The sequence below is a fragment of the Oceanobacillus sp. E9 genome (assembly GCF_001741975.1).
GTDB lineage: Bacteria > Bacillota > Bacilli > Bacillales > Amphibacillaceae > Oceanobacillus > Oceanobacillus kimchii.
Window position 1 is genome coordinate 305,716 of sequence record NZ_LSNA01000006.1, and the last position, 13,589, is coordinate 319,304.

General features: G+C 35.1%; 13 protein-coding genes. 12 read left to right on the top strand and 1 reads right to left on the bottom strand.

The window, feature by feature from the left end; genetic code table 11:
- Positions 1 to 6 precede the first annotated feature (6 nt).
- The 11 genes from AQ616_RS08390 (at position 7) to AQ616_RS08440 (ending at position 10,446) form a co-directional block, all read left to right on the top strand.
- Entirely contained in the window at positions 7 to 306 is a 300-nt protein-coding gene (locus AQ616_RS08390; RefSeq protein WP_069685539.1) for an iron-sulfur cluster assembly accessory protein, read from the top strand.
- Between the two features lie 390 nt (positions 307 to 696).
- Entirely contained in the window at positions 697 to 2,592 is a 1,896-nt protein-coding gene (locus tag AQ616_RS08395; protein WP_069685540.1) for a PrkA family serine protein kinase, read from the top strand.
- A gap of 172 nt (positions 2,593 to 2,764) precedes the next feature.
- Positions 2,765 to 3,025 (top strand): metal-sensitive transcriptional regulator, encoded by a 261-nt coding sequence (locus tag AQ616_RS08400; RefSeq protein WP_017797834.1) that lies wholly within the window; start codon positions 2,765 to 2,767, stop codon positions 3,023 to 3,025.
- 148 nt (positions 3,026 to 3,173) lie between these two features.
- Positions 3,174 to 3,650, top strand: a complete 477-nt coding sequence (locus tag AQ616_RS08405) for a DsrE/DsrF/DrsH-like family protein (RefSeq protein ID WP_084822452.1) — start codon at positions 3,174 to 3,176, stop codon at positions 3,648 to 3,650.
- 19 nt (positions 3,651 to 3,669) lie between these two features.
- Entirely contained in the window at positions 3,670 to 4,248 is a 579-nt protein-coding gene (locus tag AQ616_RS08410; RefSeq protein ID WP_069685541.1) for a sulfurtransferase TusA family protein, read from the top strand.
- 52 nt (positions 4,249 to 4,300) lie between these two features.
- Positions 4,301 to 5,422: an MBL fold metallo-hydrolase gene (locus AQ616_RS08415; protein ID WP_069685542.1), complete on the top strand. Its 1,122-nt coding sequence runs from the start codon at positions 4,301 to 4,303 to the stop codon at positions 5,420 to 5,422.
- A 31-nt stretch (positions 5,423 to 5,453) separates the two neighbouring features.
- Positions 5,454 to 5,693, top strand: coding sequence for a sulfurtransferase TusA family protein (locus tag AQ616_RS08420; protein WP_017797830.1), 240 nt, complete (start codon positions 5,454 to 5,456; stop codon positions 5,691 to 5,693).
- Positions 5,694 to 6,009: 316 nt separating this feature from the next.
- A complete protein-coding gene (locus AQ616_RS08425; protein ID WP_069685543.1) occupies positions 6,010 to 6,798 on the top strand; it encodes a sulfite exporter TauE/SafE family protein in 789 nt (262 codons plus the stop codon).
- 122 nt (positions 6,799 to 6,920) lie between these two features.
- Positions 6,921 to 8,093 carry a sporulation protein YhbH gene (gene yhbH, locus AQ616_RS08430; RefSeq protein ID WP_017797828.1) on the top strand — a complete coding sequence of 391 codons (1,173 nt, stop codon included), beginning with the start codon at positions 6,921 to 6,923 and terminating at the stop codon, positions 8,091 to 8,093.
- 278 nt (positions 8,094 to 8,371) lie between these two features.
- Positions 8,372 to 9,781 (top strand): SpoVR family protein, encoded by a 1,410-nt coding sequence (locus AQ616_RS08435; protein WP_017797827.1) that lies wholly within the window; start codon positions 8,372 to 8,374, stop codon positions 9,779 to 9,781.
- A 101-nt stretch (positions 9,782 to 9,882) separates the two neighbouring features.
- Positions 9,883 to 10,446 (top strand): GNAT family N-acetyltransferase, encoded by a 564-nt coding sequence (locus AQ616_RS08440; protein ID WP_069685544.1) that lies wholly within the window; start codon positions 9,883 to 9,885, stop codon positions 10,444 to 10,446.
- Positions 10,447 to 10,525: 79 nt separating this feature from the next.
- Here the strand turns inward: AQ616_RS08440 and AQ616_RS08445 are convergent, their stop codons facing one another.
- Positions 10,526 to 11,530 carry a YcjF family protein gene (locus AQ616_RS08445; RefSeq protein ID WP_017797825.1) on the bottom strand — a complete coding sequence of 335 codons (1,005 nt, stop codon included), beginning with the start codon at positions 11,528 to 11,530 and terminating at the stop codon, positions 10,526 to 10,528.
- Positions 11,531 to 11,712: 182 nt separating this feature from the next.
- Between AQ616_RS08445 and mbcS the strand changes: the two genes are divergently transcribed.
- Entirely contained in the window at positions 11,713 to 13,305 is a 1,593-nt protein-coding gene (gene mbcS / locus AQ616_RS08450; protein ID WP_069685545.1) for an acyl-CoA synthetase MbcS, read from the top strand.
- Positions 13,306 to 13,589: the final 284 nt, after the last annotated feature.

The window sequence follows — 13,589 nt, forward strand, 5'->3', positions numbered from 1 at the left end:
GACAAGATGAAAGTAAAAATTAATCGTAATGCAGCAAAGGTGTTAAAACGTATGTTGTTAGAGGACGGTTCTGATAAAAAAGTTCGTATATATATCTCTCATATGCATGGTGATCACGCTCATTATGGGATGTCTTTAGATACTCCCGGTGAACATGATGTAGTTGTACAAACCGATAAAGATGTTGATGTTATATTAGATTCTAGAGAAGAATTTTTAGATGGAATTTGGATTCAATACTTTTTTGTAGAAGATGAGGGATTTGTAATAACAAATCCAACGAAAGGACACCACCATCATCATTAATCGTAATTCAAGTCTGTAGAGCAATTTTGCTATCTACAGACTTTTTTAATTATATAAGAAAGTATAAAGATTATACTCTTGTAAAAAGAAGAATTACCGAATGTTACTTATAAGGCTTAGTCGCACTTATACTTTGGTGAAACTAATCATCGTTTCGTTACCTGACCGTGATTCCTTTATCTCAAAGGAGTTTCGACCATTGTCAAACCACTCCTTAAAAACGGTGGCGAACTCGCTACGCTTTACACGGGCGCTTTCGCTTTTGTTTTTATATTTGTCGATTTTGGAGTTATCTCATAAGGACTATTCGTCAAAATAATTCGTACAAGCATGATTTAAACTGCCTATGCATAGGATATAGAAATCGTTGCAAGATGGAGGGAGTCATCGATGGATATAATAAACAAAGTGAAAAACTTGAGAGATGAAGAAAAACGATTAGAATGGGAAGGTACATTCGCAGATTATTTAGAAATTGTAAAGAACCGTCCAGAAGTTGCTCAAACCGCACATTCACGTGTGTATAATATGGTTAAAAGTGCAGGAGTAGAGGAGCGCGATGGTCGTAGAATGTATGAGTTTTTTGGGTCATCCATTTTTGGCTTAGAGTCCGCAATCGAACGATTAGTAGAAGAATATTTTCATCCAGCCGCCAAACGTCTCGATGTTAGAAAACGTATTTTATTATTAATGGGTCCAGTAAGCGGTGGGAAATCAACTATTGTTAGCATGTTGAAGCGAGGGTTAGAACATTACTCTCGAACAGATGAAGGTGCAGTGTATGCGATTAAAGGTTGTCCGATGCATGAAGATCCTCTACATTTAATCCCACAACACTTAAGAGAAGATTTTTTCCAAGAATATGGTATTCGTATTGAAGGTAGTTTATCACCATTAAATACGATGAGATTAGATAAAGAATATGGTGGGAAAATTGAAAATGTAAAAGTAGAGCGGATATTTTTCTCTGAAGATAAAAGAATCGGGATTGGGACGTTTAGTCCATCCGATCCAAAATCACAAGATATCGCTGATTTAACAGGAAGTATTGATTTTTCTACAATAGCAGAGTTTGGTTCTGAATCGGATCCGCGCGCTTATCGTTTTGACGGAGAGCTGAATAAAGCGAATCGTGGTATGATGGAATTTCAAGAAATTTTAAAGAGTGATGAGAAGTTTTTATGGCATCTGCTTTCCTTAACACAAGAAGGGAATTTTAAAGCTGGAAGGTTCGCTCTGATATCGGCAGATGAACTGATAATCGCGCATACGAATGAATCAGAGTATAAATCTTTTATATCGAATAAGAAAAACGAAGCATTACATTCACGAATGATTGTTATGCCAATACCTTATAATTTGAAAGTAAGTGAAGAAGAACGCATATATCAAAAAATGATTAAGGAAAGTGATATATCACATGTACATGTAGCACCACATGCTTTACGAGCAGCAGCAATCTTTTCTATTTTAAGTAGATTAAAAGAATCGAAAAAGCAAGGCGTGGATGTTGTTAAGAAAATGCGTCTATATGATGGAGAGAATGTAGAAGGGTTTAATCAAGTAGATGTTGAAGAACTACGGAAAGAATATCAAGATGAAGGTATGAATGGAATAGATCCGAGATATGTCATTAATCGTATATCTTCTACTATTATTCGTAAAGAAATCCCTTCCATTAATGCATTAGATGTTCTTCGTTCATTGAAAGAAGGTTTGGATCAACATCCATCCATTTCAAAAGATGATTTGGAAACATATTTAAATTATATCTCGATTGCACGAAAAGAATATGATGAAATTGCAAAGAAAGAGGTACAAAAAGCATTTGTTTATTCATACGAAGAATCTGCAAAGACATTAATGGACAATTATCTCGATAACGTGGAAGCATACTGCAATAAGAATAAGCTTCGTGATCCATTGACTGGAGAAGAAATGAATCCAGATGAAAAATTAATGCGTTCGATTGAAGAACAAATAGGAATTTCAGAAAATGCGAAAAAAGCATTCCGAGAAGAAATTTTAATACGATTATCAGCTTATGCAAGAAAAGGAAAACGCTTTGATTATAATTCGCATGAACGCTTAAAAGAAGCAATTCAAAAAAAGCTATTTGCAGATTTAAAAGATGTTGTTAAAATCACTACCTCGTCAAAAACACCGGATGAATCCCAACTTAAGAAAATAAATGAAGTAATTGCTCGTCTTATTGATGAACATGGTTATAATTCAGTTTCTGCTAATGAATTACTTCGGTATGTTGGAAGTTTATTGAATAGATAAAAATAGAAATGAAAAACCCAAAAAGTTAGATTCGATACACTAACTTTTTGGGTTTTTCATTTTATAACTTGATCTGATTCCAAAATTAAAAGTTTATACATTGACATTATACCTATAGGGGTATAAAATAAGGGCAATGTTATAATAATGTAGAAGAAAAGGAGGGAAAATAATGGAATATGATGTTCAAACTAAAAATAGATTAAAACGAATTGAAGGGCAACTTCGGGGAGTCTTAAAGATGATGGAAGAAGAAAAAGAGTGTAAGGATATTATTACACAGTTGTCTGCAAGTCGTACTGCCATTGATCGTACGATTGGTGTTTTAGTTAGTACTAACTTAATTGAGTGTGTCCGAAACGCAGAAGAACGTGGTGAAGATAGTGATGAATTAGTAAAAGAAGCTGTCAACATGCTTGTAAAGAGTAGATAGTAAAAAGGTTGGCAGCCCTTTTTTTACCAATAATATATACGTATACGGGTATTGGTAATTGATGTTAGATGTTATCTGTTCACTCGTTTTTTATTGCGATAGTAAAATACCTATGCGTGTATAGGTATGTAGAAGGAGGAGAAAAGAATTGGAAAAGAGGAAGACAACCATTGTCCTGTTTAGTGGGGATTACGATAAAGTAATGGCAGCATACATTATTGCAAATGGTGCAGCAGCATATGACCATGAGGTAACCATCTTTCATACATTTTGGGGACTAAATGCGCTAAGAAAAGAAGAACAAATGCCTCTCAAAAAAGGTTTCATGGAAAAAATGTTTGCGAAAATGATGCCACGTGGTGCAAATAAAATGGGATTATCCCAGATGAATTATGGTGGATTGGGACCCAAAATGATAAAGCAAATAATGAAAAAGCATAATGCGATGCCATTACCAGATTTGATTAATCTTGCTCAAGAACAAGATGTGAAGTTAATTGCATGTACGATGACAATGGATTTGCTAGGACTTCAAAAAGAAGAATTGATAGATTACATCGAGTACGCAGGAGTGGCTGCATATATTGGTGATGCTGAGGAGGGACAAATTAACCTATTCATATAATCTAAGGGAGGAAACTATGATGGAATACTTGAAAACAGATCATCAAGTTGATGCTAAGGGATTTGCATGTCCAATGCCAATTGTAAAAACGAAAAAAGCGATGAATAATGTGAATGCAGGGGAAATAGTTGAAATTCTTGCAACTGATCAAGGTTCAAAAGCGGATATACAGGCTTGGACAAACAGTGCTGGACACCAATATTTGGGAACAATCGAAGAAGGTAATGTACTCAAGCATTATTTACGAAAGACTACAGAGGTGGAAAAAGAAGAAATGATATTCTCAAAAACTATAGATAACGAAGAATTAATGAAAAAGTTATTGGACTATCATACCGATCAAGCAATATTGGTAGACGTGCGTGAGCAAGCAGAATATGCATTTGGCCATATTCCACAGGCGATTTCCATTCCTTTAGGAGAAATAGATAATCGCAAGGACGAACTAGATAAAGACAAGACAATCTATATTATTTGCCGAACTGGTACACGTAGCGGGATGGCAGCTCAAAAGCTCACTGATAGCGGTTTTGGAAATGTAGTTAATGTCAAACCAGGGATGAGTGAATGGTCAGGGTATATGCAAAGCGATATTTAAGCCGAGAAGGCATTTTATTTTTAATATTTCAGATACAGATGGGGGTATAAAAATGATAACAAAGATGAGCACAGATGAATTAACACAGCGCATTTTGCAAAAAGAAGAATTGTTTATTTTGGATGTTCGTAATCAATCAGATTTTGAAGATTGGAAAATAGAAGGTGAAAAACTTACGTACAAGAACATTCCTTATTTTGAATTATTAGAAGGTGTCGATGGTTTAGTAACGGAACTGCCATCTGATAAAGATATTCTGGTGGTTTGTGCAAAAGAAGGCTCTTCGGTGATGGTAGCGGAAATGCTTGTTGAGAAAGATGTTGATGTTTTCTATCTTGAAGGTGGAATGAAAGCATGGAGTGAGCATTTAGAGCCAATAAAATTAGGTGATTTAAGTGGTAAAGGTGAATTGTATCAATTTGTACGAATCGGAAAAGGATGTTTATCTTATATGATTATCTCAGATGGAGAAGCGGCAATTATCGATTCGACAAGAATGATAGATAAATATATGAAATTTACGGAAGAAAAAGAAGTCAAAATTATACACGCGATTGATACGCACTTACATGCAGATCATATTTCCGGAGGACGCAAACTTGCAGAACAAACAAGTGGGTCTTATTGGCTACCACCACGGGATGCAGAAGAGGTTACCTTTCAATATGAAAGACTAGAAGACGGCAGTCAACTGACAGTTGGTTCTTCAACGATTGATATAAAAGCAATTTATACACCAGGGCACACGATTGGTTCAACATCGTTGATTATTGATGATATGTATCTATTGACAGGCGATATTTTATTTATTGATTCCATCGGAAGACCAGACTTAGCCGGAAAAGCTGAATCATGGAGTGATAATTTAAGAGATAGCCTGTATAACAAGTATAAAGAACTGTCTGGTGAATTAATTGTATTGCCAGCACATTTTATGATTATGGAAGAGTTGAATGAGGATGGTACTGTAGCGAAAAAATTAGCCAAGCTATATGCAGAAAACCACGGATTGAATATGGACGAAGAAGCGTTTACAAGATCTGTTACAAAAAATTTACCGCCACAACCAAATGCTTATCAACAAATTCGTGAAACCAATATAGGTAAAATTAACCCAGATATAGAAAAACAGCGTGAAATGGAGATTGGTCCAAACCGATGTGCTATTCGCTAACTTAAACTTTAACTGATTAGGAGGATAAAAAATGAATGTAAAAAAAGTGTTAGACGCAAAAGGATTGGCATGCCCAATGCCAATCGTAAGAACAAAGAAAGCAATAGGAAAAATTAATTCAGGTGAGATTATCGAAATCCACGCAACCGACCCAGGTGCAAAAAATGATTTGACTGCTTGGGCTAAATCAGGTGGTCATGAACTACTAGAGTCTAGGGAAGAAGACGGTGTATTCAAATTTTGGATTAAAAAAGCTCGTGACAAACAATAGAGATTGGACATAACAAAAAGTTTTTTTCAAAAGTCAAATGAATGATAGCTAGAATAAGCGTAAGAAATATACGGAATCTCCTTGAAAATCAAAAATCGATTTTCTGCGTGCGATGCAATGCTGTCGAGGTCTTCCTTGTCCTGTGGGAGTAAGGCCTAGGTGAGACCCCGGATTGCGAAGCAACCGGAGGCTCATAAGTCACCCACGGAAAGCGAAGTATATTTCTGAAGCGGGTTTTCAAAACCTATTCATTCGGATTTAACTTTTGTGTAAATATTTTTGTCTCAACCCCTTTCTTTTGTGAGGAGGGAAAATTGTGGAATTTGATATTTTATTAATGATTACGGTTTTTATGATTGGATTTATTGGATCATTAATTTCCGGAATGATTGGGATCGGTGGATCGATCATAAAATATCCACTGTTGTTATACATCCCGTCTATGCTAGGTTTAACTGCTTTCACTGCGCATGAAGTATCAGGAATTAGTGCCGTACAGGTATTTTTTGCAACTATTGGTGGTGTTTGGGCTTATCGTAACACTGGTTATTTACACGGTTCGTTAATTGGATATATGGGTGTGAGTGTATTAATTGGTAGTATTATTGGAAGTTTCGGGTCTAGTTCTTTTTCTGAAGGAATCATCAATATTGTTTATGGTTTATTAGCAATAATAGCAGCAATCATGATGTTTATTCCAAGAAAAACGGTTAATGCTAAATCTGATCAGATCCAGTTTAATAGAGTAGTAGCGAGTGTGTTGGCATTAATTGTTGGAATTGGAGCAGGGATTGTGGGGGCAGCTGGAGCATTTTTATTAGTACCGATTATGCTTACCCTTTTAAAAATTCCAATGAGAGTTACAATTGCATCATCCTTAGCAATTACTTTTATCTCCTCTATTGGTTCAACAATCGGTAAGATTTCGACAGGTCAGGTCCCGCTGCTTCCAGCTGTTATTATGATTATTTCAAGTTTAATTGCAGCACCACTTGGAGCGAAGATAGGACAAAAAGTTAATACATCGTTACTTCAGTGGATTCTAGCGATATTAATTACTGGAACTGCAATCAAAATATGGACAGATATTATTTTTAATTTATAGGGCTAGACTTGTTAGCCCTATTTTCAATTATTAGGAAATAACTTGTATTCTATTGCATAGGATAAAGAAAGTATTTTATAGCTTGAAAATACTGAAAATTATAATAATAGGAGAGGGTTAACATGCCGGAAGAACATGAGCATAATTTTGTAGTTTCCCAGGAAAACTGGTCTCTCCATCGTAAAGGATATCAAGATCAGCAACGACATAATGATAAAGTTAAAGATGCGATTAAAAACAATTTACCTGATCTGGTTAGTGAAGAGAATATTATTATGTCCAATGGTCGCGATGTCGTGAAGATACCGATACGTTCACTAGATGAATATAAAATTCGATATAATTATGAGAAATCAAAACATGTCGGGCAAGGGGATGGAGAATCAGAAGTTGGAGATGTCGTAGCTCGTGATCCGAATGCTTCCCAACAAGGACAACAAGGGCAGGGTAATGGAAAGAAAGCAGGAGATCAGCCAGGAACCGATTTTTATGAATCTGAGGTATCTATTGCGGAAATTGAAGAAGCATTGTTTCAAGAGTTAGAGCTACCAAATCTTGAACAGAAAGATGAAGCGGAAATTACCACAGAAAAAATTGAATTTAATGATGTTCGTAAAAAAGGTCTAATGGGAAATGTTGATAAGAAGCGTACTATTTTAACTGCATTAAAACGAAATGCACGTGAAGGGAAGGCGCAAATTACTCCTATTTATAATGATGATCTCCGTTTTAAAACATGGAATGAAGTAATTAGGCGAGACTCTAAAGCAGTTGTTATAGCAATGATGGATACAAGTGCTTCTATGGGGACTTTTGAGAAGTATATGGCACGAAGCTTTTTCTTTTGGATGAATCGTTTTTTGCGTACGAAGTATGATACTGTAGAATTTGAATTTATAGCGCATCATACCGAAGCAAAAGTTGTTTCTGAGAAAGATTTCTTTTCTAAAGGAGAGAGTGGTGGAACGATTTGTTCTTCTGCTTATTATAAAGCATTAGAAGTTATTGAAGAGAAGTTTAATCCAAGAAGCTATAATATTTATCCATTCCATTTTTCTGATGGTGAGAATATTAGCTCAGATAATGCTACTTGTATAGATCTAGTCCATGAAATTATGGAAAAATCGAATATGTTTGGATATGGCGAGGTTAATGGCTATAATCGCTATTCTACGTTAATGAATGCCTATAAGAATATTGAAGATCCGAAATTTAAGCATTATATATTAAAAGAAAAAGCAGATGTCTATCATGCGATGAAAAGTTTCTTTCATAAGCAGTCCGAAAAAGTATAGTGGTAAAGGCTCAAAAGTAAGGTAACACATGCTTTTGAGCCTTTTAATATTTTCTTTGAAAGGGATTATAAGCGAAGCATTGTTAATTTTTATTCTCTAATGATTATTAAATCCCTTTATACTGAGAGTAGTAAAAAACCGACTGTATGTTTCACTTTATTGTTCACAAGCATTTTTTACTTGTTTAAAATCTAGATATTTAAAACTCTGGCAATTCTACGTAAATTTTTTAGCTCTGTATCATAGACTATTAATAAGTGATTGAGGAGGGATATTTGTTGGATCAGACAAAAGAATTATCATATGCAATTGAAGAAATTACGGAAGTGGCAAAGGGATTTGGGCTTGATTTTTATCCGATGAGGTACGAGATTTGCCCAGCGGATATTATTTATACATTCGGTGCATATGGTATGCCTACCAGGTTTACCCATTGGAGTTTTGGAAAACAATTTCATAAAATGAAACTTCAATATGATTTAGGATTAAGCCAAATTTATGAATTAGTCATTAATTCAGATCCATGCTACGCTTTTTTATTAGATACAAATAGCTTGGTGCAAAACAAATTGATTATTGCACATGTTCTTGCTCATTGTGATTTCTTTAAAAATAATATTCGTTTTTCTAATACACGTCGTGATATGGTGGAGAGTATGACTGCTACTGCAGAGAGAATTGCTCATTATGAAATGGTTTATGGTAAAGACGAAGTGGAAAGTTTTCTCGATGCAGTATTATCGATTCAAGAGCATATTGATCCATCTATCGTTCGTTCTAAATTACCACAAAACGAGGAGGAAGAAATAGAGGATACTACAAAATCGAGAGTATCTGAGTATGATGATTTATGGAAATTAGATGAAGATCAATTAAAACAAGAACCAAAGAAAAGAAAAAAAACGAAGAAAATACCAGCACAACCAGAGAAAGATATTCTTCTATTTATTGAAAAATACAGTCGTGAACTTGAAGGTTGGCAACGGGATATTTTAACGATGATGCGTGAAGAAATGCTTTACTTTTGGCCACAACTGGAAACAAAAATTATGAATGAAGGTTGGGCATCTTATTGGCACCAACGTATTATGCGAGAACTTGATTTAACAACGAATGAAACTATTGAATACTCTAAATTAAATGCAGGCGTAGTACAGCCATCTCGAACTTCCATAAATCCATATTATTTAGGCATAAAAATATTTGAAGACATCGAGGATCGATATAACCATCCTACAAAAGAAATGATAGAAAATGGTTACAAACCGAATGGTGGAAGAGAAAAAATCTTTGAAGTCAGAGAAATTGAATCGGATATTTCGTTTATTCGTAATTACTTAACAAAAGATCTTGTTGCGCAAGAAGATATGTATCTTTTTGAGAAAAAAGGAAGAGATTATCGCATTACGGAAAAAGATCATCAGCAAATTCGCGATCAACTTATCTCCATGCGGGTTAATGGTGGTTTTCCGTATATTACGGTAGAGAATGGAGATTATCTTCGCAATGGTGAACTGTATCTTGTACACGGGTACGAGGGAATTGAGTTAGATATAAAATACTTGGAACACGTAATGCCATATATTTATCAGTTATGGGGAAGAACCATTCATTTAGAGACCGTTTTGGAAGAAAAAGAAATGTTATACACGTATGATGGAAAAGAAATGCTAAAACGAAAAATATAACAAACGGGGAAAAATAAAAATATCTTTTATCCCTCCTCTTGGTGACATCGTAGTTCTAATCCTTTATAATAATTATAATTTTCACTTAAATGGGAGGAGAGATGAAATTGCCGATACAGGATTTGTTTACACCATATCCGAGATTAGACACAAATCGATTAATCTTAAGGCAAGTGGAGGAAAGTGATATAGATGATATCCATGCTTATGCATCGGATCCAATGTTAACAACACATTTAACTTGGGACGCCCATCGAACGTTACAAGATACTCATGCTTTTATTCAGTTCGCATTTAAGCAATACGAGGAAAATGGTGTTGGTCCTTGGGCAATTGTATGGAAAGAAAAAAATCAGGTAATTGGAACAATTGATTTAGTTTGGAATAAAAATCATTACAGTGCAGAATTAGCTTATGCAATATCTCGAGAATTTTGGAGGCAAGGTCTAGGTACTGAAGCAGTAAAGAAAATAATTAACTTTGGCTTTAAAGAAATGGAGTTAGAACGGATTCAAGCAAGGTGTGTACCGGATAATATTGCTTCTTATCGTCTAATGGAAACAGTAGGGATGACATATGAGGGTACGCTGCGAAAATCAATGTTTCGTAAAGGAAAACAAGAAGATATAAAGATGTACTCTATATTGCGAAATGAATATGTGTAATTAACATAGGCGCAAGCAAAGCCTGACGTGGTTAGTTCAGTTATTATGAAACTGATTCGTGCAAAAAAGCTTCTCGCTGCTATTGACGAGAAGCTTTCTTATCTTTTTCCTGAAAGTACGTATATAACGATTTTAATGTATCAGCATTTAATTCAATATTATTTTCAAATGCATATTTCACTGCATAACCTAAGGCTAAAGTCATTCCACCAGCAACACTTCCACCTATAACAGAGCCTGCACCTGGAACAAATTTTGTCACCTGTCGAAAGATAGTTCTACCAATATTACCTGTAATGGTAGCAATGGTAAGTTCTCTTGCTTTCTTTTTGGAGAGAGGTTTTTCGTAAAGGGCAGCTAAACGAACAATTAGACCAACTTGTATTCCAGTAAGCGGAACGAAATCAGAACCTGGTAATGGAACAGCGCCTACAGCTGTTGCAGATCCGGAAGCTGCTAAAATCCATTTGTTTGCAGTAGCAGACTTTTCTTTGATTAGTCGTGCGAACTGAATTTCTTTATGTTTTTTTTTAAGAATACTTAAAATTTCATCGCGCAATTGATGAATATTTTCACCGGTACGTGATGATATCGGTACGACAGTGTAACGATTTTTCGTATGCTTCTTTATATATTGAACAAGAGTCGGAATATCATCTGCAGCATCAATTTTATTTAATACAAATACAATATTTTTGTTGTGTTTTTCAATTAGTTCGAAGGATTTTCGTTCCCCATCAGAAAATACAGTACCTGCAGCGTTTAAGAAAAATAAAACAACATCTGCTTGTTGGTAGAAAGAAATAGTTTCCTCCGAATTTTTATGATTAATATCATCTAGACCTGGAGTATCTGCAAAAATAATTTTATCTCGATAAATATACTTATCAATTCCAGTCGTTTCTCCTGGTTTTGCTCCAACCTTTGCTACTTCATCACCAATTAATTGGTTTATGGTAGAAGATTTCCCAGTGTTTACATCACCTATCATTGCAAATAATATCTCTTTATCTAACTGATTATTTATTTTAGAAGTTTCTTGATTATAAGCCTGTTCAAAATCTTTTTCATTAAATTCTTGCACGTTCTCACACTCCTTAACTGTACTATTCCCTAATATATCGAATCATACACCAGTTATTCGATTCTAGCTAGTAAGTACGATATATGATCTGAATATTAATATCGTTTTGAATTAATGTTAGTTTCTGCTATAATAATCAGAACATAGTAGTAGGTACTAAATTGAGGAGGGGGAAATAATTGATGAAGCAATCTGATTTAATTGCACCAGAGCAGTACAATATTATAAATGATTTTGAGAAATATGCAGAAGATCAAACGAGAATTGCAGTGAAATGGGAAGACGAAAAAGGTGAATCTAAACAGATAACGTACAAACAATTATTTGATAATGCCAACAAAATAGGGAACTTATTTCTAGAAAATGGATTATCAAAAGGTGATAAGATTCTTGTCATGCTTCCGAGATTGATGGAAACCTATGAAATTTATCTTGCAGCACTAAAGACAGGAATTATTATTATTCCCAGTTCTGAAATGTTTCGATCAAAGGATTTACAATATCGTATAACTCATGGTGAAGTGAAGGGTGTTGTAAGTTATTCAGCGTACACTAGCGAATTCCAAAATGTAGGGGAATTTCATGATTTAATAAAGTTTTCTGTTGGGGAGGAGAAATCTGAATGGTTGTCTTTAGATTATTTGAAACAAACAGCTTCTTCCAAATTAGAGACTACGATTACTAAAAAAGATGATATTGCTTTCTTACCTTATACATCAGGAACAACGGGTAATCCAAAAGCAGTTATGCATACACATGGCTGGGGCTATGCTCATATGCAAACGGCGCCAGAACATTGGCTTAGTATAGAAGAGGGAGATACAGTATGGGCAACAGCTGCTCCAGGATGGCAAAAATGGGTGTGGAGTCCATTCTTATCCGTGTTATATAAGGGTGGTACTGCTCTCGTTTATCAGGGGAAATTCGAGCCAAACAAGTATCTTGAAATCCTTGAAAGACATCAAGTAAATGTATTTTGTTGTACACCAACTGAATATCGTTTAATGGCAAAACTGGAAAATTTATCTGAATACCAGTTAGATGCTTTACACAGTGCAGTATCTGCGGGGGAACCATTGAATCGAGAAGTGATTGAGCGTTTTCGCAACCATTTTAATGTTACCGTACGTGATGGATATGGACAAACAGAGAATACATTATTACTTGGATTTTTAAAAGGAATGGAAGTAAGGCCAGGATCAATGGGGAAACCAACACCGGGCAATAACGTACTGGTAATTGATGAAGACGGAAATCCGGTTAAAAATGGAATAGTAGGAGATATTGCTATACCGCTAGATACGCCTGCTCTATTTATCGGATATTATAAGGATGAAGAACGCACAATGAAATCACGACGCGGGGATTATTATGTAACTGGTGATCAAGCGCGAATTGATGAAGATGGATATTTCTGGTTTGAAGGAAGAAGTGATGATATTATCATTACTTCGGGATATACGATCGGACCCTTTGAGGTAGAAGATGCATTAGTTAAGCACTCCTTGGTTAAAGAGTGTGCTGTTGTAGCAAGTCCGGATGTGGAAAGAGGAAATGTTGTTAAAGCATTTATTATTTTACAAGAAGATATAATTGGAAATGATGCAGTAGTAAAAGAATTACAAGATCATGTGAAAAATAGTGTTGCTCCATACAAATATCCTAGGAAAATAGAATTTGTATCTGAATTACCGAAAACTACCTCAGGTAAAATACGGAGAGTGGAACTAAGACAGAAAGAAAAACAAAACGTGATGGATGATATTAAGCGTTAGAATAGATTAGAGTTGCCTGAATTTATGAAAATGAATTCGGGTTTTTTACTTGAATCAATTTCATAATCAAGATATTGTGTGTGAAACTCGAATAATGCTCTGTTTGATTTCATTGCAGACGAACGCTTTTTAACAGGCACGGCCTCAGCTAACTTGAAAAGAAGAACACTTTTTAAGTGGATCTTCAGCTCGTGCAATTCCTGCAGGAGTCACCATCTTTCATTCCAATCAAAGCCAGGTTTTTGCTAGAATCCGAAAATTAATATCTACTCTCAGTAATTATT

What these genes read in the sequence shown, in the direction of transcription:
- AQ616_RS08395 (WP_069685540.1), top strand. Translation starts at nt 697, where the DNA reads ATGGATATAATAAACAAAGTGAAAAACTTGAGAGATGAAGAAAAACGA.
- AQ616_RS08440 (WP_069685544.1), top strand. Translation starts at nt 9,883, where the DNA reads ATGAAATTGCCGATACAGGATTTGTTTACACCATATCCGAGATTAGAC.
- mbcS (WP_069685545.1), top strand. Translation starts at nt 11,713, where the DNA reads ATGAAGCAATCTGATTTAATTGCACCAGAGCAGTACAATATTATAAAT.
- yhbH (WP_017797828.1), top strand. Translation starts at nt 6,921, where the DNA reads ATGCCGGAAGAACATGAGCATAATTTTGTAGTTTCCCAGGAAAACTGG.
- AQ616_RS08390 (WP_069685539.1), top strand. Translation starts at nt 7, where the DNA reads ATGAAAGTAAAAATTAATCGTAATGCAGCAAAGGTGTTAAAACGTATG.
- AQ616_RS08400 (WP_017797834.1), top strand. Translation starts at nt 2,765, where the DNA reads ATGGAATATGATGTTCAAACTAAAAATAGATTAAAACGAATTGAAGGG.
- AQ616_RS08420 (WP_017797830.1), top strand. Translation starts at nt 5,454, where the DNA reads ATGAATGTAAAAAAAGTGTTAGACGCAAAAGGATTGGCATGCCCAATG.
- AQ616_RS08415 (WP_069685542.1), top strand. Translation starts at nt 4,301, where the DNA reads ATGATAACAAAGATGAGCACAGATGAATTAACACAGCGCATTTTGCAA.
- AQ616_RS08410 (WP_069685541.1), top strand. Translation starts at nt 3,670, where the DNA reads ATGGAATACTTGAAAACAGATCATCAAGTTGATGCTAAGGGATTTGCA.